Consider the following 20,647-nt stretch of genomic DNA (forward strand, 5'->3'; position numbering starts at 1 on the left):
ACTGTGATGGGCGCAACGATCCAAAATGCAGGCTATAAGAAAAAGGCCAAGAAAAATATCGTCGAGACAGCTGTTGCGACAGAGAGCCTCTCGACACTCGTCGCAGCCGTCAAAGCCGCTGACCTCGTCGGCACATTGTCTGGCGAAGGCCCGTTCACAGTATTTGCGCCCGTTAATGACGCGTTCGCAGCCCTCCCCGCTGGCACAGTGGAAACGTTGCTAAAGCCAGAGAACAAGGCACAGCTAACAGGCATCCTAACGGCCCACGTTGTCGCTGGTAAACTGAAAGCCAAAGACATTGTAAAGCTCGCCAAAGAAAACGGCGGCTCTGTATCAGTCGAGACAGTGTCAGGTGATACCCTAACAGCGGTACTGAACGGCGACACATTGACAGTGCGTGACGAAAACGGCGGTGTTGCTGGCGTCGCCCTCGCCGATGTCAAAACATCCAATGGTGTTGTGCATGTGGTCGATAGCGTTCTTCTACCGATCCAAGGCAAATCATAGTCGGTTTGACACCTAACTAATATTGGCGGATCCGAAAGGGTCCGCCTTTTTTATTGGTGATTTTGACCGTCCGCAATTTCGCCCAATTAATCCCTTGTAGAGCGCGCTCAAATCACTTTACCACAATGCCAAGCGACATAGATCGCATGAAGCAATGGTCGAGTGAGTGCATGTCAAAATTATACTTTAGTTATTCTGCGATGAATGCGGGCAAGACGACCATCTTGTTGCAATCATCTTATAACTATCTTGAACGCGGCATGCATACGCTACTGCTAAAGCCCGCTATTGATAGCCGTGAAACTGACAGTAGCGAGATTATCTCTCGCATCGGCCTAAAGGCAACGGCAGAATTGATTAAGCCGACCCATGACCTCGAGGTTTATATTGCCAAAGCCCATAATGATAAACACATTGATTGTGTCTTCATTGACGAAGCACAGTTTCTGACCCCCAAGCAAGTCTGGCAATTGGGCCGAGTCGCAGATGATTTGAACGTCCCTGTGATGTGCTACGGCCTGCGTACTGATTTCAAAGGCGAGCTATTCCCTGGTAGCGCGACATTGCTGGCTGTGGCGGACGTCATGCGCGAACTACGCACACTGTGCTGGTGTGGCCGCAAAGCGACCATGACTCTTCGCAAAGCCCGCACAGGCGAAGCCGAAACCGAAGGCGCGCAGATTGAGATTGGCGGGAATGAGCGCTACGTTAGCTTATGCCGCAAGCACTGGCGCGAACAGGATACAGACGGTATGAAGGCCAAAACCAAACGCTCACTTTTATAGAGTAATGTCATGACAACAATCACGCCCATTGATTACTCCCTGTGGTCGCGCGACCCCAACGCCTTCGCGGCAGCGCTGGGACAGTCCTTTGTCGAAACAGGCTTTGCCATTATTGACCATCACCCCGTTGATCAATCCGTGATTGACGCAGTAAATGCAGCGGCGAAAGATTACTTCGCCCTGCCCGAGGCTGCCAAGAAAGCCTATGAAGATGCGGATGACGGATACCAGCGCGGGCATTCGTCATTCGGTGTTGAAAACGCCAAAGGCCGTGCGGTGCATGACCTGAAAGAATTTTGGCACACAGGCCGCGCGCTTGATGCGGCTTCGCCCTACCGCGCGATTATGAAAGACACACCGTCCGTCACAGAAGTCGCAAGCTTTGACGGCGCGACCCGCGCGCTATATCATGCCTTGGACGATTTTGGCCGCAACCTGATGGAAGCGGTGGCAATATATTTGGAGCTTGATCAAAACTGGTGGGATAGCCGTGTGGATAACGGTAATTCCATTCTGCGTCTGCTGCATTACCCGCCGCAGATGAGCCCCCCACCCGAAGGCACTGTACGGGCGGGTGCGCATGAGGACATTAATTTGATTACATTATTGTTGGGCGCGGAAGAAGCGGGGCTACAGGCCAAACATAAAGTGGACGGCTGGATAGATGTGAACCCGTCCCAAGGCTCGCTCGTGGTCAATTGCGGCGATATGCTCCAACGGTTCACCGCTTGCATACTGCCTTCCACGACGCACCGTGTGTTAAACCCAACACCAGAACGCGCGAAATTCCCGCGTTATTCCATGCCGTTCTTTATGCACTTAAATCCTGATGCAGTAATTAAACCCATCCCATCATGCCTTGCGCGCGGCGGCGTGGCAGAACCAGAGATTACAGCGGCAGATTATCTCTATGAGCGGCTCGTCGAAATCGGCCTCATAAAGCCCTAGATCGCGACGAGGATACCCGCCAAGGCGGCACTCATCAAATTGGCAAGCGAGGCCGCAAACACGGCCTTTATACCCATCTCTGCAATATCAGACATACGGTCAGGAATAAGCGCGCCGAGACCACCCAGTAAGATCGCGATAGAGCCAAGATTGGCAAAACCGCAAAGCGCGAAGGTCAAGATAACGACGGTACGCGGTGACAAATCACCCTGCACGTCAACAAGGCTAAGGTAGGCGATAAATTCGTTCAGCACGACTTTCTCGCCGAAAATAGCGCCCGCTTGTTGGGCTTCCGCCCACGGCACGTTGAGCATATACATGACGGGCGCGAATATCCATCCAAGGATAGATTGAAGGGTCAAATCCCCTTGCCCGAAAAATCCGCCAGCCCAGCCCAGCAGCCCGTTACACAGCGCAATCAGCGAGACAAATGCGAGCAACATCGCGCCGATACTGACCGCCAATTGAATACCGTTCTGCGCACCAACAGCCGCCGCCATGATGACATTGGGATGCTTGCGCTCATCCGCGATGCTAAAGATATCTGTGTCTGGGACAACAGGCGCGTCAGCCGCTTCGACCCCTGCATTTACAACGGGGGCAATTGGATCCGGCATGATAATTTTGGCCATCAATAGTCCCGCTGGCGCAGACATAAAACAGGCGGCGATAAGATATTCAAGTTCAATCCCCAATTGGATATAGCCCGCCATGACCGTCCCCGAAATAGACGCAAGACCCGAGACCATAATGGTGAAAAGCTCGTTTTTGGAAATACCCGGCAGGTAAGGCTTGAGGCTTAGCGGGGCTTCGGTTTGGCCCACGAAAATATTGGCCACCACGTTTAGGCTCTCCACAGGCTTTGTTCCCGTCAGCCAGCGAATGCCTTTGCCGCCGTAACGTACAATGAACTGCATGACTTTTAAATGGTAAAGCACTTCCATCAGGGCCGCGAAGAAAATCACAACAGGCAGAACCCGCACAAGAAAGCTAAACCCGATATTGTCGCCGGCCAGCCCGCCAAAGACCATATCAATACCGGCATCCGCATAAGACAGAAGCGTGGTAATCTTTTCAGACATCGTCCCAAGCAACGATTGCCCAAAGCTTGAGTAGAGAACGAAAACAGCGATCAGGACTTGCAGCGCAAAACAGACCAGCACAACACGTGGCCGAATAGATTTGCGGTCGTTGGAGGCTAGAAACGCGACCAACAGGATAAGGGCCATGCCCAAAAGGCCAAAGGCTGGATGATGCATGATGGTCCCCTTACGGCGCCGTGGCGCTTTTTTCCATTGGGGCTAATGCGTTACACCTTGTCACCATTTCGTCAAGAAGGGTGTCAAGATTAGCCGTGTATTGTTCTTGGGCAATAACCGTGTCGGCAAGTTTTGAGCTTGGTTTGACAAAAGCTTCGTGGGCGGGCTCTACATCTTCAAAAAACTGCTTTTGCACAAATTCTTCCGTGCGGTTGCGCTCTGCTACGTCTCGGGTCAGCCGCCGCGCAAACCGTAGGTTGGTGGGGCATTCAATATAATAGCTATAGTCAATAAGCTCTCGCATATTGGGACAGGTCAGCAGCAAAAGACCTTCTATTATAATGTAAGGGCGCGGCCGAATGGGCGCTGACGCTCTCTCGCGCATGTGGGTGCCAAAATCATAATTGGGGAGCGCCACAGATTGCCCCGCTTTCAAGGCCGTGACATCATCACGCAGAGCGTCAAAATCAATGGCTTCTGGAATATCAAAATTGGGGATAGTCCCGTCCGATACACGGTCACGGATATCGACGTAGTAATCGTCCTGCCTGATGACCATGCAGTTCTTGATCCCTAGCTTGGCATGTAAATGCCCCGCAAGCGTCGTCTTCCCAGAGCAACTGCCCCCGACAATGGCGATAATATATGACACAGAAAACCCGTCGTGACCCAGTCTTTACACTTCGCACAATTGTTAGCGCGAAAGCCCCCTTTTGACCAGTGATTATACAGTGTTTCACATGACGTGTGGATAGAATGCTGACATGGTTTGACAGCCAACATTAATAAAGTTAAGCGGGCCGCGAACTGTTAACAAAAGTTCATAGAGGTTAATATTGTGATAATTATGCCGCAGTCCCCGAAAAACTGCGATGTTTGTGTAAGTTTTGTCATAAAACTGACGCAGATATCGGCTAGGGGGTGGCCACGAGAAATACCTCAAAGAATCACCTTTAACACAAACGCTTACTCAACTTCCTTCTCCTAACCCTTCTCCATAAAAGAGCTTACAATGAAAAATGTTATCTCAACGATTGGCTTTCGCGCAGCCATCACAACCTCTGCCCTCGCGCTTACCGCCGCGCTCTCCTCAGCCGCTTATGCGCAGGTGACGACGTCGTCTGTCCAAGGCTTCGTAACCAATGAAAACGCAAACCCAATCGCAGGCGCAACAGTTCGCCTCTCAAACGCCGCCACGGGCGTCACGCGGACTGTCACAACCGACGGCACGGGCGCATTCAGCGTTCGCAACCTGCCTGTTACTGGCCTCTATAGCGTTGAAATTTCTGCTACGGGTTACCAAGGCGAGCAAGTCAATGACATCGCCTTGTCACTCGGCGGCACAACGGCCCTAAACTTTGCACTCGGCGGCGGGAATATTCAGGACGAAGTAATCGTGGTTGCACAGCGCCAAGTTTTGGCCAATGTGGCCCCTGGCCCGAACGCAGTATTTGACCTTGTGACATTGGAAAATGCACCAGCGATTAACCGCGACATCAAAGACATCATCCGTCTGGACCCGCGTGTCTTTATCGACGAGAGCTTTAACGATTCAATTCAGTGTGCGGGTGCCAACCCCCGCTACAACTCTTTCACAATTGACGGCCTTCGCCTGAACGATAACTTTGGTCTGAACTCTAACGGTTACCCGACAGAGCGTATCCCATTCTCATTTGACGCCGTACAGCAGGTTGCTGTCGAGCTATCACCCATCGACGTTGAATATGGATCTTTCACGGCCTGTAACGTAAATGCGGTTACGAAATCTGGTACAAACGAAATCTTCGGCAAGGCCTTCATTGACTACACATCTGACAGCCTAAAAGGCGACAAAGTCCGCGATCTGGACGTCAGCAATGACGGCTTTAAAGAAATCCGTTACGGTTTCTCAATGGGTCTGCCCGTTATTAAGGACAAATTATTCCTTTTTGGTGCCTATGAAAAACTAGAAGGCGGAAACCTGTTTGGTGGCAACACACCCGAAGCCACAGGCATTACAAATGCGCAGTTTGATCAGATCATCAGCATTGCAGAAAACCAGTATGGTTATGAGTCCGGTGGCCTTCCGTCCACGGTTGATAACGCTGACGAAAAACTCCTTCTGAAAGCTGACTGGAACATCAACGATATGCACCGTGCAACGGGTACATTCGTTTACAATGACGGCTTCTCAATCTCTGGTTCTGATACAGGGTCAACGCGTCTGTCTGATGGCAACCACTTCTATGAGCGTGGCGCCAAGCTTAAATCATACTCTGGTTCACTTTACTCTGATTGGACAGAAAACTTCTCGACTGAATTTACAACCAACTACATTGACTTGGACAATCGCCAAGACTCTGTGAACGGTGTTGAGTTTGGTGAAATTCAAGTCCGCGTTCCACGCGGCGCAGGCGGCACAACAACGGTTTACCTTGGTGCCGACGATAGCCGTCATGCCAATGATTTGAACTACACGCTATTAACATTGAAAGCGGCGGCCAATTACACAATGGGCAACCACAACTTCAAATTCGGTATCGAGCGTGAAGAGTTTGACGTCTTCAACTTGTTCATCCAAGAAGTGCAAGGCGAATGGGTCTTTAACTCTATCGAAGATTTCCAAGCGGGTCAGTTCAGCGACTTCCGTTATGAAAACGCGGCAGGCTCCAACGACCAAAATGACGGCGCAGCCAACTTCGGTTACGAAATCACAACAGGCTATGTCCAAGACAAATGGCAAGCAACGCCAGATCTTGAAATCATAGCAGGTGTCCGTGTTGATGCCTATACAACAAGCGACGCCCCGCGCCGCAACCAGAGCTTCGTTGATGATTTTGGTTTTGGCAATGACGCGACATTGGACGGCGAAACGCTTATCCAGCCGCGTATCGGCTTTAACTACTCACCCGATGCTGACTGGTCTGTTCGTGGTGGCTTAGGCATCTTCTCTGGTGGTAACCCGAACGTATGGTTGTCAAACAACTACTCTAACGACGGTGTGACATTGTTTGAATACCGCGTACGCGGTGGTAACATCAATGACTTTACATACCCTAACAGTGGCAACCCATTCTTTGAAGTGCCGCAAGAAGGTATTGATGCCGTCGCTGCGGCTCAGGGCCGTGGTAATGTCAATGCGCTTGACCCCGATTTCAAAATCCCATCAATCGTCAAAGCGTCACTTGGCACCACATTTAGTTATGATGCTGGCCGTTTTGGTAGCGATTATCTAGTCAACCTTGATTTCCTCTACAGCAGCCTTCGTGATGGTGCATTGACCCAAGGCATCGGCCTCAACCAAGTCGACACAGCTCCGGATGGTCGCCCAATCTACGGCGGCAACCCGTTCACACCATATCTTTTGACTAATGCCGAGGAAAACGCAGAAACAATCGTTTTGTCAGCCAACGTTTCAAAAGAGCATGACTTTGGCCTTAACTGGAACATTGGTTATGCCTTTACCGATGCAGAAGACGTCAGCCCGATGACATCATCAACAGCGGGTTCGAACTTTGGTAACTTTGCCACTGCGGATGTAAACAACCCCGGCCTGGCAACATCCAACTATGAAACAAAGCACCGTTTCACAGCGTTCCTCAACTACGGAACAGAGTTCGTGGAAGACTATGAAACACGTTTCTCAGTCTTCGGAACCGTGTCATCTGGTCGTCCTTACAGCTACACATTCGGTCGTAACGGAATATTTGAAAGCTTCCGTGATAATTCCCGTCAGTTGGTTTACGTGCCAACAGGCCCAAATGATCCACTTGTGAACTTTGTTCCTGGCTTTGACCAAACGGGCTTCTTTAACTTCATCGACGAAAATGGTCTCGATCAGTTTGCTGGCGGCATTGCCGACCGTAACGCATTCAAAGACGACTGGTGGACAAAAATTGACCTTCGCATTAGCCAAGACTTCCCAGGCTTCCGCGAGCAAGACCGTGTCACTGGCTTCGTTGTTCTCGAAAATGCATTGAACTTCATCGATAGTGATTGGGGTGTCCTAGAGCAGCATAGCTTCCCAGGAGCACAAGAGCTTGTCGATGTCAGTTATGATGGTTCGCAGTATACATATAGCAACTTCAACTCCAATGCAGACGAAGGCGGCCTGTCTGTCGGTGCGTCGACTTGGGAAATCCGTTTCGGTATGAATTATGATTTCTAAGGGTGTCCCTTTGATTGAATTATAAAATAGAAACGGAAGGTTTTGCCTTCCGTTTTTTTTGGTATTTTTTGGTCATTATTTGCCCCTAATGCCAAAAACTTCGTATAAGGATTTATGATGAAAACTTCTCGCAGACATATTCTTTCTGGCGCTGGTGCTTTGGGTGCAGGCTTGAGTTTGGGCGCATGTGCAACGCCAACCAACGGCGCCGCACCCGCGACGCTAAAAATGGGACGCTCGAAATTTGTGCTGGGAGATTTATTTACCCTCGGTGTGGCCAGCGGCGATCCTGTCTCTGATGGCTTTGTTATTTGGACGCGCCTTGCCCCCATGCCTATGGCTGAAAACGGCGGTATTGACGGCCCTGTTGACGTCACGTGGGAAGTATCCGAGTCCCAAATTTTTCAACCCTTTCCAAAGCTGGTCAGTCTATTGCCACTGGCGATTGGGCGCATAGTGTCCATGTCGAGGTTGAAGGCCTAGAGCCGCTGCGCCAATATTATTACCGCTTTGTCGCCAATGGCCAGACCAGCCCAACAGGCCGGGCAAAGACGGCCCCGCGCCTAGGTGCCAAAGTTGATAGTCTGCGTTTTGGTATCGCCTCTTGCCAACATTATGAGCAAGGCTTTTTCAATGCCTATGCCGATATGGTCGAGCAAGACCCGGACCTTATTATCCATTTGGGTGACTACATCTATGAAGCCAGCTGGGGCCCGCAGGTCCGCCGCCAAGCCAGTGTTGAAGCCGAGAGCTTGACCGATTACCGCCGCATTCATGCGCAATATAAAACAGACCCACATCTCCAAGCCGCCCATGCCTATGCCCCGTGGTTATTCATTTGGGATGACCACGAAGTCGTCAATGATTACGCCAATCTGAATGATGAAAACTACATGCCATTGGAGCAGTTCCGCGCCCGCCGCGCAGCCGCCTATAAGGCGTTTTATGAGCATATGCCGGTGCGTCTGCGGTCCAAACCGCATGGCGAAAACATGCGCATGCATGATTACTTTTATTACGGCGACCTGATGACAATGGCGCTGACCGATGCGCGTCAGTACCGCGACGACCAAGCCTGCCAAACGCCAGATGACGGCGGCGCGCAAGTCGTCAATTGTCCAGAGCTTCGCGATATGACCCGCTCTATGTTTGGCAAAGCACAAGAACGTTGGTTGATGCCGTCCTTCCTACGCAGCGGCGCAACATGGGAAGTCCTCGCGCAGCCTACGCTGTTCTCGCGTCTGTTCCAAAAAGACAGAAACGGTGTTCCCGGATCGTGGAGCGACGGATGGGATGGTTACCCCGCCACGCGCGATATGATCATCAATGCCGCCGCACGTCGCCGCCCGAAAAATTTCATCTCTATCGGGGGTGACATGCACAGCTGGTGGCAAGCCGATTTGAAGGAAGATTACAATAACCCTGACTCTCAAACTGTCGGCACAGAATTCGTAACCACATCCGTGACCGCCCATAGCTATGCCTATAACCGTTTCATGCGCATGTTGCCTGACAATCCGCACATCAAATTTTTCGATGACCGTAAACGCGGCTATTCTCTTGTCGATGTCACGCCACAGACGTGGACGGTGCAGATGAAAGAAATGACCTCGATCTACGACCCAACCGCACGCGCGACGACGCGCAAAACCTTCGTCGTTGAAAACGGCAAAGCCGGAGCGGTAGACGCCTAGCATGGTTGGTATTCTTGGCATCATTGTCCTGTTGCTCATTGCCTATGTGTGCTCTGAAAACCGCAAACTAATAAAGCCGCTGATAGTCGTTCGGATTTTGGCGCTTCAAGTCGCGATTGCCGTCTTCGCCCTTCTGACCCCTGTCGGTGGATTTCTGCTGAGCATTATGAGCGCCGCCGTAGAACAAATGGTCGGATATGTTGCCGCAGGAACAGGGTTCATGTTCGGCCCGCTATCAGATGCAGGAAACGGCGTTGTCTTTTTCTTTCAAATCTTGCCGATTATTATTTTCATTAGTGCGCTTTTCTCTTGCCTATTTTACCTGCGGATTATGGATTATATTATTCGCGGCATTGGCGGGGTCATGCGTTGGGTGACAGGAGCCTCCCGACTAGAGAGCACATGCGCAGCAGCAAACATCTTCGTCGGCATGGCCGAAGCGCCTTTGACCATTCTCCCTTACCTGTCAAAAATTTCTCGCGCGCAATTATTTGTGATGATGTCTCTGGGCCTGTCCAGTGTGGCGGGCACGGTTCTGGTCGCCTATAGCGCGCTGGGCATTCGCGCGGATTTATTGATTACGGCCGCTTTCATGGCTGCGCCAGGCGGGCTTTTGATGGGACGGATGTTGGTCCCCGAAGACGGAACCCCCTTTGATGTCGATGACGCTGATGCCGATTTCATGGATAGCCACCGCGCGGGCAGCCTAGTTGAGGCCGCCACAAATGGTGCGCTGGTCGGGCTGCAAATCATGCTGTCTGTCATGGCGGTGCTGGTGGCTTTCTTGGCTTTGATTGCGTTGTTAAACGGCATCCTTGGCGGAATTGGCGGCCTGTTTGGGATGCCAGAATTGTCCTTAGAAGGTATCTTTAGCTATCTGTTTCGACCCATTGCCTGGCTCATCGGTGTGCCTTGGGCCGAGAGCGCGCAGGCGGGTGTTTACTTAGGCGAAAAAGTCGTTCTGAACGAGTTTCTGGCCTATGCCAATTTCGCAGGCTCCATGGCCGAGTTCAGCCCCCAAGGTCAAATCGCGATTACTTTGGCGCTCTGCGGCTTTGCCAATTTTGGCGGTCTTGCGATTATGTTGGCGGGTTTGTCCGCTGTCGTTCCAGAGCGCAAGACGGAGATTTCAAAGCTAGGCTTGCAAGCCGTGCTAGCGGGTAATCTGTCGAATTTTATGAGCGCCGCAATCGCCAGTGTTGTGTTGGGCCTCGCCGCGCTCATCGGGCTGGGATAGCAAAATAGCGCTTGACGGGCCGTAGCGTTTTCAGATAGGACGCGAAAATTTTACTCAAATGTGGCCCATACGGGGTCATGACACAAAGCCCTATCGGGCCTCCAAACCGATAGGCAGACGATAGGAAAAGACTATGAAAGAACTTGGAAGTACCCCTGAATTTTTTGACGATATGATCCCGTGTAAGACGGTCGCCGCCACGGTGAAAAACTTACAAAGCCTTTACAATGAGGCCGTAGAGCGGCTGAATCACGGCTTTGCTGAATTTGCAGAGACGGGAGAGCGCCCCGTGCAAACGCCTGTGACCTACCCTTACCTGCTGCTCAATATCAAAGCCCGCCGCGAGGGCAGCTCTGACCCGATTGGCTTTGTCAGCATCCGCGGTATGGGTTGGTACGGCAGTTCCGTAACGACCCCTGATATCTTCAAAAGCTACCTGACGGATCAACTGACACGCATTGAAAAAGCCTATGAGGTTGATTACTTCGTCGGCTATTGCAATGAGGACATTCCGCTGGCCTTTGCCATTGACCCGTCGACCTTTGAAATGAAAGGCGATTTCACACCGAGGATTCCCGACTACTTTCCGCTTCCGAATCTAAAGCTTATCCACGACGATCTAGCCAATGGTGTCTGGGAACCCGATGACAGCCAGCCCCTGCCGTTATCTTTGTTCCCGGCTTTGCGCACAGATTACTCACTGCAACGGTTGAAGCATTACACGGGTACAAACCCGAATTGCTTTCAGAAATTTGTTATCTTCACGAATTATCAGCGCTATGTTGACGAGTTCATTGAGCTAGCCAAAGGCGCGCTAAAGGGTGATGATCACCACGGATTTTGTAGTCCGGGCCAAGGCATGATCACAAAGGCCGAAGATTACGTCTCTGATCCCAATCAAAAACTGCCGCAAATGCCCGCCTATCACCTGATGGCGGAAAACAATATGGGCATCACCTTGATTAATATTGGCGTTGGCCCGTCCAATGCCAAGACGATCACAGACCATGTCGCGGTCCTGCGTTCGCATTGCTGGTTGATGCTGGGGCATTGCGGCGGTCTTCGTAATACACAGATCCTGGGCGATTTTGTTCTGGCCCATGCTTATCTCCGCGATGATCAAATCCTAGACGAAATCCTGCCGACACAAATCCCCCTACCGACCATTGCCGAAGTGCAAATCGCGCTGACAGAAGCCATTTCTAACGTCATGGAGTTGTCAGGACATCAGATGAAACGCCATGTCCGCACGGGCACAGTGGTAACCACAGACGACCGCAATTGGGAAATGCGTTATGCGGGGCTTCGCACGCGTATCAACCAATCGCGCGCCATTGCCATTGATATGGAAAGCGCGACAATTGCCGCCAATGGTTATCGTTACCGTGTGCCCTATGGAACCCTTCTCTGTGTGTCTGACCGCCCTTTGCACGGCGAGATCAAACTGCCCGGCTCTGCTGAGCAGTTTTACCGCTCCCGCGTTGCGCAGCATCTCAACATCGGGCTAGAAGCGATGTCGATCTTAAAAAGCGCGGCCGAGACGGGAACGCTGCATTCTCGTAAACTGCGCAGTCTGGACGATCCTGTTTTCCGCTAAGCGGGCGTAAAACACGCATGACTATAGGCCGCGCCAAAGACCTTTGGCGCGGTGTTTTGTTTGAAATTTAAAGCTCTGGCCCGTCCCGAATAGAGGCGTGAACGCCGTCATTTAAATCGATGTCGCGTGTATCACATTTCGACATCGTTTGGCTTTGATCCCGAAAAGCAGACGTGTCGTCGGGCGGTAAATATCTCTGCCGTGGCTCTTCCTTTGCCCAGACCGGTGGACGCGCGCAAATCTCATGTGGATAGACATAGGCGGGCGGCAAAGCATTAAAGCGCGATACACTGCTGCCGCGACACACCCAACTGCTGACTGTTTCGGACTTGCGCCGCTTATAATCGCGTTTTGGTAACGGCATAAGGGCGTAGAGGATATCAGTAGTCCCGCATGATTGTGGGCTCGTTTTGGAGCGCGTCTGTGGGCGCGCGTTATATGTCTGTCGCGGCTTTACGGGGTCTTTGCGGCGATGCCATGCATCCTCCCACCGTAATATCGCAGACAAGCCAATCGCCAGATAAGCCGCACGACGCAAGGCCGGGCTGGCCAAAACCTCTGCCCGCCGTGCTTTGGCGATCAAGTCACGTTCATAATCCATCATCAACCGCGTGAAACGGGCCAGAATACGCATGGATTTGAGTTGCGCCGACGCGTCGGATAATGCCGCCAACCGCGCCACCATCTCCTCAAATAGGGCGCGCATAGACATTGCGGTGCTATCAAGTTTCAAATTTGACATGGCCACACCCTATAGGCGTCTATCAGGGCGGGAGGAGAACCGTGACCCCCGACGCAATCAACTGTCATTGGAAAGGCCCCGTTAACCACACGGCAAGACCTTTCGCGCTATTCTACGCCAAACCATTATGTTGAGGATGACTTATGATGCGTTCCCTGATTGCGACAACGGCCTTGGTGGCCACAGGATTGGCGGCTGTGATGATTGCAGCGCCCTTGGCCAATGCCTTTGGCGTGGGGGTGCAACCTTCCACCGTTGAAATGACGGTCAAACCCGGTGATCGTCAACGCCAAGTCGTGACCATCGGCAATGTGCATAAATCAAAAACGATTAGCCTGACGATAGGTCTTGCCGATTGGGCGCTGGATAAAAACGGCAAATTAATCCTAGACCCCCCGGGTGAAACGCCGCGATCAGCTGCCGATTGGATTCGGTTCTCGCCCGCCTCTGTGACACTAAAACCTGAAACATCTCAAGACGTTACAGTCGAAATCTCAGTCCCTTATAAGCTCGAGCATAAAGGCGATCACCGCTTTGCGCTCCTAGCTAGCACCATGTTGCCAGAGTTGAATGAGCGCGGCGAGACATCGGGCGTTTGGAACCGGTATCAGCTGGCGTCTTTGTTCTATCTGACCCTAACACCTGCCAAAAGTTTGCCCGAAGTGACCAGTGTCGCGATTAATGAAGACCTTGCGGATACGATCACGCTTGAGATTAAAAACGAAGGCGACGCCCATGCCCGTTTGCAGGGCACAGCCTTTGTCAAAAACCAATCGGGCGATGTCGTTGCGGAAACACCGCTATCCGCCGTTGTGCTAGACGGGGGGGAGCGGACCTATAATGTGAAGCTAAAAGATATGGACGCGCTGTCGTCGGGCGGCAATTACGTCATTGATTTTCGTATGAACAATACATTCGCGCCGCAAAACAAATTTCGCGCGATGAATGTGGGTATTGAACCACTTGATTATCCGCGCCCATAACACGGTCTCTCTTCGGCAGGCCTTTAAGGCCGCGCTGGCTGGCGCAGCGCTAACGGCTGTCATGGCCCAAAGCGCGGCCGCCAGCTTTCTTGATACTGATTTTTGGTGCCGCACTTACGGCTGTGTGGTGGTTCATGACGGCGATAATTACGACATTTATGACAATTGGGTCTTTGGGCTGAACAATTGTTGCGTGTCCATGGGCCAGCCGCTGATTTCCTATTATGACCGCGCAGGCACGCCCAATGTGACAGGCACACTCGACAATGTGATAGGTGCGCGCGCAAGTAGTACCGAGTCTATGATGTTAGGCTTTACCGACGGGAACAACAGCCTAAGCGCCTTTAATGATGACGGCGACGGATATTTGGATGCGGGCGATAATATGAGCGCCTTTACGCTAAGTTCGGCCACAGATCTGGAACTTGACGGGCCGGGGCGGCAATATTCACACAGCTTTTTTATCAGCTCTCGTAATATGCGCTTTTCTATGCGGGCGCGGGCCAGTATTGCGAATGTGACAGGTGATTTCGCCAACACAATTGGGCTCGGCGATATCAAACTCACACCAAGCGTAACGGACCGCGGCAATGACGAAGGCTTTGATTTTGGCCGCCGCGCAAATGCAAACAATATTACAATTGTGAACGCGGTAGATGATCTCGGCGACCTATCAGGCACAGCGACGCAGATCATGAATTTTGGTCGTCAAAGCGGTATTCGTGTGCGCAACGGCGATATTGACGAGCAGACAATCCGGCTCGATATGCTCTACACGATGCCGCAATATGACTTGTCGATGGGTATTGGGTCGCTGGATATAGATGTGGTCTTTGACTTTTACCGCGAACCGTAACCCACTGATATTACAACAAAATGGGCACCTAGGCCCAATTTTCAAAATTGCTAAGACGCAAAATTTCCATCCTATTTTAGAACAAAAAAATGGGCGGGGTTTGAAGCCCGCCCGAGGTATGGTGGTGTTACCTGCACGGATTAAAAATCCGCTAGGGTGACGCCATGGTAATCGATTGCGTGGCCGCATCGTCTGGCGGCGGGTCGTTTTCTTTGCCGGGCGGCAGCGTGGTGTCGTCCCGCTCAACAGTCCTAATATCATCATCACTCTGCGGGGCTTCGCGCGTGACAGGCACGGCAATCTTGGCCATCAGACGGTCGTAGTCCGCCAGGTTGACGGTGACGCCCTGCCCGCCTTTCAGGCCCAGCTTTGGCTGGCCGGTCGCGACAACGGTGTATTCTCCGCCCGGTAAGTCATCAAAGGCGAACTGACCAAAGCTGGTCGATATGGCGAGTGTTTTATCGCTATCATCCGTTTTGAGCCCTTTGAGGCGTAAAGAGATACTATCAATGCGTTCCTCTCCGTCATCAAATTCAGCGTTGCCATTGGCATCGACATAGGTAAAGCCGCGAATTTGGCCGCGTTGCACCACAGGTAGCGGCACGTCAGTAATCTGGCCGTCATGGATTGTCGCGCGCGTCAGAACGTCCTCTGACTGGGCAAACCCAAGCGGCAGGCTGCGCCCGTCAATGACCACATCATAAAGCCCCACTTTGATATTCTGAACCGTGTAGAAACCCGCCCTATCCGTGCGTAGCGCCATGCGCGTGCCTTTTAAGCGCACCATAGCGTTTGGCACGGCGGGTTCGTCTTCTTGTTTGATGCCGTCGCGGTTTTTATCGACAAAGGCGCGGCCTTTCAGGACACCGCGACCATCTTCGGTTTTCTTATATTTGCGCTTCTCATTGAAATCAAAACGTCCATCAAGCTGGAGGCCGATACGTTGATCGCCGTTTAGATTATTCCGATAAGACAAGCCTAGTGCCATGTTCTTCCCAATCTTGAGACGCCGCGCAACTGACACAGTGAGGTATTTATCCGTGCGTGTTTGGCCTTGGGCATTGGATCCAGCCGCCACGGATTGCAAAATACCGAGGCTCGCATCAAGGCGGGTCTTGCTGCCCAAAATCTCGCCCGAATTAAAGTTGGCAATGACACCGCCGCGCACAGATTGTGTCTCTGGCGTCCAGCCTGCGGTGACAGACGGGGCAATGCTGAGCGCCGCGTCCTTGGGTAGCGGCACGTTAAAGCTGCGCGTTGTGACGTTCACATTGGCGGATTGCTGCACGGCTTGGCCTTTGACGTTGGAATTTTGATATTGAGCGCGCACTGTGGCGAAATCAAATTGCTTATAGGCGCGGGCGCTAAACCCTTGGCCTAGGTTATCGGCCCGCCCATCGGCATAGCTTTGCGTGAAGGCATTGGCGTCAAGCGAGACACTAACGCCTGTATCGCCAATGGCGGTCGCGACGCTGACCCCAACGGACTGCGTTGTGACGGCGTTATCCGTGCCCGATGTCACGCCTGTTGTGGCGACTTGTCCACGCACAGAAGCGGCTGCGTTTTTCAAAAATCCTAAGTCTTTTGAGGGGGTTAAGCGCAAAGAGCTCGACACGGTCAGCTGGTCAAATCCGCGCGCCCGTGTGTCGGGAATAAGGGTGCCGTCATCCGAGATATCGCTATCGGGATTTAGGCCCTGCGTGATCGCGTCTTCAGTGTCTTCTGCGTCCAGCTTAGAGCGCAGAAACTCGACACCGTCATATTGCACGAAACTATCGACCGTAATGGTTTTATTGACGTCATAGCGCGCCGACAGGCTGGCGCGGGCATCCACGGGTTTAACGCGAGCGGGGCCGTCAAAAACACCTAAGTCCGCGCGGGCATCCCATTGAAATTTCTTATCTTTTTTGCGACCCAGCGAACCAGAGATAGCCGACAAGACGGCCATTTGATCGTCCGTGACATTGTCGCGGCTTAGGGATAAGCCTGCTTCCCAGCCTTTGCGGCTAGCGAAACGACCACCAGCGGCAAAACCGCCGTAAGTGACGCGGCTTTGGTCATCGGAAATCTGCACAGCGCCCTTGGTCGGCACACCTGCGGCCAAGGCCCAGCGGCCTTTGTCGGTGACTTTATTGGCCGATACCCCGCGAATACGCCGAAGGCCGACCCCGTCAAGTTCGCGGAAGTCGGCCGAATAATCGCCAATGGAGCCAGATACGCCGTTGAGATGGGCATATTCCAAACTGAGCCAACTGGGCTCTAGCTCGGCCGCGCTGGTCGGCAGGTCCGGCGTTTCATATCGCAATCGCGCATTTAGCTTTTGCACCCGAAAGTCCAAATCGACCGTGTTGATTGTGTCCGGCCCCGCGTGAAAGCTAAGGCTCTCGATTGTCAAAGGCGTGTTTTTCGCTTCTTCATCGACTGATCCTTTTGGCTTGATGGACCCTGATAGGCGTTCGTCTAGCGTGACTTCTATGCGGTTTGATCCCCCGACAATGCTAATGTTTGTCCCCGTCAGCGTTTCGATTGCATTGACAGGCAGCAACAAATTCGTCGGGTCGATATAGGTCACGTCTTTGGTCACGCCGTATGGCACGTCGCGCAGTTTCACCAAACCCGTATCAAGGTTTAACTTAAATTCTGCACTGTCTTGGGCACGGCGCACAAACACTTCATTGCTGCTATCAAGCACACGCACGTCATGGCCAAGCGCTTCGGCAATCGGTAGCAGCGGCAGGATGAGCACAGGGCCAACAGATTTCGGCGCGGGGTTCAGGTTACCGAGCGCAACGTCATTGACGAAAATCTCAAACCCTGTTGCAACGCGCAGACGCGCGTCGAGTTTGAAATCAAAGCTATTGGATTTTTCATTATAACGCCCATTAGCGCCTGCCATAACCGCGATGGCATTAGGGGTCAGTATAAAGCGGTCAGGCGCAATTTCACCAAAATGACGCAATTTACCCAGCGCTTTGCCATTGGCTTTGACGATACCCGTGTCAGTATAAAGCTCCATCACCACGCCGTCTTGTGACCGGCGCACGATCAAGGCCTTAGACACATCGTCATATTCCACGTCATTGCCAAGCGCGGCAAAGATCGGCATGGCATTGACATAAAGCCCGCCTTTATCTGATCTGTGGACTTCAGTGGATTGCAGCGTCTCACCGTCCAATGTCACCGTGATAGAGGTGTCAATTTCCGCGATGAGCGTGGTATTGACGATTGTCTCTGGCACTTGGATAGCGGGTTCCGCCGCAGCAGGCTTGGTCGTTTCAGCCGTTTTAGTGGGTTTTGCGGGCAGTGCAGCCGTGACTTCGGCGGTTTTCACAGGCTCATCCGCATAGGTGTTTAGCGCTGTGATGGGTGTGAACATCGCAGCAATTGACACAAGCATATTCGCAACAAGACGAGGCAATGTCTTGTTTTTACGCGTTTTTACGCAAATAGGGTTATGAGAGTGAGACCGCCCTAGCACTCGGGCAACTCCGCAAGTCGGCGACAGTTCGCATCGCTCATGCACGCATCATTGACGCGAACAGGAACTTGCGACCAACCACCCCTTACGGAGTTGTAGATATCTACCGTGACCGGGGTGCTCGCCATGTTAAATCGGAACTGCTGGCGCAATTCCACTTGGCGTGAACCCAATCGGACATCGTTAGAAATCACATTGGACAACATTGAATTATTTGAGTTTTTCTGAGACTTGCTAGACGAATTGCGCGCATCAGACATAGGAATGGGCCGCTGGCATTCGCCAACAATCCACCATGCTTTATTGCGTTTTTCGTCGACTCGAAACGCGGTTTCACCGTCTATTATTTCGAGCATAACAGCCTCGGTCCCAGAGGCATGCGCGGGCGCAAGCATGGGGCCGGCAAGACTTGCAGCGCAAGCCCAGAACAGCACAGTTATGTGTTTAGATCGTATCATTTGACCCGTTAAAATTACCATTCACACCAAATAGCGGTCTATCGCCGCCTATGGGTAAACTAGCAAAATGGCGTTTAAATCCCCTTAAAATGGGGGCTTACAAAGAGGAAATTACAGCAATAAAGCCGATTCGAGCGATGTTTTTACAGCCCAATTTATGCGTTAATAAAGACCCTAAAAAACGCAACTTAAACCACGGATAGCTCACCTACCCCGCTTTTTGCAAGTCTCTGAAAACACATGTTTTTCGTGGTTAATAGAATTTTTCATTAACCATCAGAACAGGGTAAATAACGCGCTACATTAACTGTAGAAATACACGATAAGATATTGAAATATAACGATTTAATGTGCTGTTAAGCTATTCCCACTCAATCGTGCCGGGGGGCTTTGATGTGACGTCATAAACGACCCGGTTCACGCCGCGGACCTCGTTAATAATACGCGTCGCCGTCTCGCCGAGGAACTCATGGCTGTAAGGGTAGTAATCCGCTGTCATGCCGTCGGTAGATGTCACCGCACGCAGGGCCAGCACATTTTCATAGGTCCGTTCGTCCCCCATGACCCCGACCGTTTGCACAGGCAGGATAACGGCAAAGGCCTGCCAGATTTTATTATAAAGGCCGTGCTTGCGAATTTGGTCCAGATAGATGGCGTCAGCCTCGCGCAGCACCGCCAGACGCTCGCGCGTAATCTCGCCAGGACAGCGAATGGCCAGACCCGGCCCTGGGAAAGGATGACGTTCCACAAAATCAGCATGCAGGCCAAGCTCACGGCCGAGTGCCCTCACCTCGTCTTTGAACAATTCGCGTAGAGGTTCCACCAGTGCCATATCCATACGCTCTGGCAGGCCGCCAACATTGTGATGGGATTTAATCGTAACAGACGGCCCGCCGTCAAAGGATACCGACTCAATCACATCAGGATAAAGCGTGCCTTGGGCCAAGAATTTCGCGCCGCCCACTTTTTTGGCTTCACGTTCGAAAATATCAATGAACGTCCCGCCGATGATTTTACGTTTGCGTTCGGGATCTGACACACCGTCAAGCAGGTCGAGAAATTCATCGCCCGCATCCACATGGATCAGGTTCATATCGTAATGTTCTTTGAACAGGCTGACGACGTGATCTGATTCGCCTTTGCGCATCATGCCCGTATCGACATAAACACAGGTGAGTTGGTCACCAATCGCCTCATGCAACAGCACCGCCACGACAGAGCTATCGACGCCACCAGAAAGCCCGCAAATGACTTTCCCGTCCCCAACTTGCGCACGAACCGCCGCAATCGCTTCGTCCTTAAAGGCAGCCATAGACCAGTCACCTTTGAAGCCGGCGATACCGTGAGTGAAGTTACGCAACATTTGTGCGCCGCGCGGTGTATGCACGACTTCGGGATGGAACTGTGTGCCGTAAAAATGGCGCGTGGTGTCACCGATCACCGCATAGGGCGCGCCGGGGCTGGTTGCGAGCACGTCAAAACCGGGCGCCATTTTGGCGACGTGATCGCCGTGGCTCATCCAAACCTCTTCGCGGCCATCATGATCATCTCCGAACATGTCTTTAAACAAAGGCGTCTTGGCATCAGCTTGGATAAAGGCGCGGCCAAATTCTCCGCTGTCGCCTTTTTCTACCGCCCCGCCCAGTTGCGCCATCATGGTCTGTTGTCCGTAACAAATACCAAGGATCGGCACGCCGAGGCTAAAGACAGCCGCATCTGCGCGCGGGCTTCCTGCGTCCACAACACTGCTTGGCCCGCCTGATAGGATGATCGCTTTGGGACTGAACGCGTTTAGCATCGCCGCGTCGACACGGTTATAAGGGTGCACTTCGCAAAACACACCGCTTTCGCGCACACGCCGCGCGATGAGCTGCGTGACTTGGGATCCAAAATCAATAATCAGCAGCTGCTCGTGATTGGACGGGTCGTGAACGGGGGTATCAATACTCATGCGGC

14 protein-coding genes and 1 pseudogene are annotated in these 20,647 nt (G+C 52.3%); 10 read left to right on the top strand and 5 right to left on the bottom strand.

Features of this window, described 5'->3' with window-relative positions; genetic code table 11:
* The first annotated feature begins 6 nt into the window (after positions 1 to 6).
* The 3 genes from AB6B37_RS07945 (at position 7) to AB6B37_RS07955 (ending at position 2,240) form a co-directional block, all read left to right on the top strand.
* Positions 7 to 507, top strand: coding sequence for a fasciclin domain-containing protein (locus AB6B37_RS07945; protein WP_371398433.1), 501 nt, complete (start codon positions 7 to 9; stop codon positions 505 to 507).
* A gap of 170 nt (positions 508 to 677) precedes the next feature.
* Positions 678 to 1,292: a thymidine kinase gene (locus tag AB6B37_RS07950; RefSeq protein WP_371398356.1), complete on the top strand. Its 615-nt coding sequence runs from the start codon at positions 678 to 680 to the stop codon at positions 1,290 to 1,292.
* 9 nt (positions 1,293 to 1,301) lie between these two features.
* Positions 1,302 to 2,240 carry an isopenicillin N synthase family dioxygenase gene (locus AB6B37_RS07955; RefSeq protein WP_371398357.1) on the top strand — a complete coding sequence of 313 codons (939 nt, stop codon included), beginning with the start codon at positions 1,302 to 1,304 and terminating at the stop codon, positions 2,238 to 2,240.
* On the opposite strand, the gene AB6B37_RS07960 is transcribed toward AB6B37_RS07955, so the two are convergent.
* Both AB6B37_RS07960 and AB6B37_RS07965 read right to left on the bottom strand, forming a co-directional pair.
* Complete coding sequence (locus tag AB6B37_RS07960; RefSeq protein ID WP_371398358.1) at positions 2,237 to 3,499, bottom strand: NupC/NupG family nucleoside CNT transporter; 1,263 nt, start codon at positions 3,497 to 3,499, stop codon at positions 2,237 to 2,239. The two genes, AB6B37_RS07955 and AB6B37_RS07960, sit on opposite strands and share 4 nt — an antisense overlap.
* 10 nt (positions 3,500 to 3,509) lie before the next feature.
* Positions 3,510 to 4,151: a uridine kinase gene (locus tag AB6B37_RS07965; RefSeq protein ID WP_371398359.1), complete on the bottom strand. Its 642-nt coding sequence runs from the start codon at positions 4,149 to 4,151 to the stop codon at positions 3,510 to 3,512.
* A gap of 360 nt (positions 4,152 to 4,511) precedes the next feature.
* Here AB6B37_RS07965 and AB6B37_RS07970 point away from each other — a divergent pair, with 360 nt between their 5' ends.
* The 5 genes and pseudogenes from AB6B37_RS07970 to AB6B37_RS07990 all read left to right on the top strand — a co-directional run bounded on the left by AB6B37_RS07970 (position 4,512) and on the right by AB6B37_RS07990 (position 12,174).
* Positions 4,512 to 7,646 (top strand): carboxypeptidase regulatory-like domain-containing protein, encoded by a 3,135-nt coding sequence (locus AB6B37_RS07970; RefSeq protein WP_371398360.1) that lies wholly within the window; start codon positions 4,512 to 4,514, stop codon positions 7,644 to 7,646.
* Between the two features lie 336 nt (positions 7,647 to 7,982).
* Positions 7,983 to 8,140: pseudogene (locus AB6B37_RS07975) on the top strand (PhoD-like phosphatase N-terminal domain-containing protein); the annotation flags it as partial.
* A 102-nt stretch (positions 8,141 to 8,242) separates the two neighbouring features.
* Positions 8,243 to 9,340 carry an alkaline phosphatase gene (locus AB6B37_RS07980; RefSeq protein ID WP_371398434.1) on the top strand — a complete coding sequence of 366 codons (1,098 nt, stop codon included), beginning with the start codon at positions 8,243 to 8,245 and terminating at the stop codon, positions 9,338 to 9,340.
* Position 9,341: 1 nt separating this feature from the next.
* The gene (locus AB6B37_RS07985; protein WP_371398361.1) at positions 9,342 to 10,577 is read left to right on the top strand and encodes a NupC/NupG family nucleoside CNT transporter; all 1,236 of its coding nucleotides are present in this window, start codon (positions 9,342 to 9,344) and stop codon (positions 10,575 to 10,577) included.
* 133 nt (positions 10,578 to 10,710) lie between these two features.
* Entirely contained in the window at positions 10,711 to 12,174 is a 1,464-nt protein-coding gene (locus AB6B37_RS07990) for an AMP nucleosidase (RefSeq protein ID WP_371398362.1), read from the top strand.
* A 67-nt stretch (positions 12,175 to 12,241) separates the two neighbouring features.
* Here the strand turns inward: AB6B37_RS07990 and AB6B37_RS07995 are convergent, their stop codons facing one another.
* Positions 12,242 to 12,916, bottom strand: coding sequence for a hypothetical protein (locus AB6B37_RS07995; protein WP_371398363.1), 675 nt, complete (start codon positions 12,914 to 12,916; stop codon positions 12,242 to 12,244).
* 143 nt (positions 12,917 to 13,059) lie between these two features.
* Between AB6B37_RS07995 and AB6B37_RS08000 the strand changes: the two genes are divergently transcribed.
* A complete protein-coding gene (locus tag AB6B37_RS08000; RefSeq protein WP_371398364.1) occupies positions 13,060 to 13,899 on the top strand; it encodes a hypothetical protein in 840 nt (279 codons plus the stop codon).
* Complete coding sequence (locus tag AB6B37_RS08005) at positions 13,862 to 14,755, top strand: hypothetical protein (RefSeq protein ID WP_371398365.1); 894 nt, start codon at positions 13,862 to 13,864, stop codon at positions 14,753 to 14,755. The genes AB6B37_RS08000 and AB6B37_RS08005 overlap by 38 nt, the downstream gene beginning before the upstream one ends.
* A gap of 151 nt (positions 14,756 to 14,906) precedes the next feature.
* Here AB6B37_RS08005 and AB6B37_RS08010 read toward each other — a convergent pair whose 3' ends face one another.
* Positions 14,907 to 18,146, bottom strand: a complete 3,240-nt coding sequence (locus AB6B37_RS08010) for a hypothetical protein (protein ID WP_371398366.1) — start codon at positions 18,144 to 18,146, stop codon at positions 14,907 to 14,909.
* A 906-nt stretch (positions 18,147 to 19,052) separates the two neighbouring features.
* Positions 19,053 to 20,642: a glutamine-hydrolyzing GMP synthase gene (gene guaA / locus AB6B37_RS08015; RefSeq protein ID WP_371398367.1), complete on the bottom strand. Its 1,590-nt coding sequence runs from the start codon at positions 20,640 to 20,642 to the stop codon at positions 19,053 to 19,055.
* Positions 20,643 to 20,647: the final 5 nt, after the last annotated feature.

The organism is Fretibacter rubidus, from assembly GCF_041429785.1.
GTDB lineage: Bacteria > Pseudomonadota > Alphaproteobacteria > Caulobacterales > Maricaulaceae > Fretibacter > Fretibacter rubidus.

Bases quoted from the DNA above. Each gene is read 5' to 3' on its own strand.
- AB6B37_RS07945 (WP_371398433.1), top strand. From the start codon at position 7: ATGGGCGCAACGATCCAAAATGCAGGCTATAAGAAAAAGGCCAAGAAA.
- AB6B37_RS07950 (WP_371398356.1), top strand. From the start codon at position 678: ATGTCAAAATTATACTTTAGTTATTCTGCGATGAATGCGGGCAAGACG.
- AB6B37_RS07955 (WP_371398357.1), top strand. From the start codon at position 1,302: ATGACAACAATCACGCCCATTGATTACTCCCTGTGGTCGCGCGACCCC.
- AB6B37_RS07960 (WP_371398358.1), bottom strand. From the start codon at position 3,499: ATGCATCATCCAGCCTTTGGCCTTTTGGGCATGGCCCTTATCCTGTTG.
- AB6B37_RS07970 (WP_371398360.1), top strand. From the start codon at position 4,512: ATGAAAAATGTTATCTCAACGATTGGCTTTCGCGCAGCCATCACAACC.
- AB6B37_RS07985 (WP_371398361.1), top strand. From the start codon at position 9,342: ATGGTTGGTATTCTTGGCATCATTGTCCTGTTGCTCATTGCCTATGTG.
- AB6B37_RS07990 (WP_371398362.1), top strand. From the start codon at position 10,711: ATGAAAGAACTTGGAAGTACCCCTGAATTTTTTGACGATATGATCCCG.
- AB6B37_RS07995 (WP_371398363.1), bottom strand. From the start codon at position 12,916: ATGTCAAATTTGAAACTTGATAGCACCGCAATGTCTATGCGCGCCCTA.
- AB6B37_RS08000 (WP_371398364.1), top strand. From the start codon at position 13,060: ATGATGCGTTCCCTGATTGCGACAACGGCCTTGGTGGCCACAGGATTG.
- AB6B37_RS08005 (WP_371398365.1), top strand. From the start codon at position 13,862: ATGTGGGTATTGAACCACTTGATTATCCGCGCCCATAACACGGTCTCT.
- guaA (WP_371398367.1), bottom strand. From the start codon at position 20,642: ATGAGTATTGATACCCCCGTTCACGACCCGTCCAATCACGAGCAGCTG.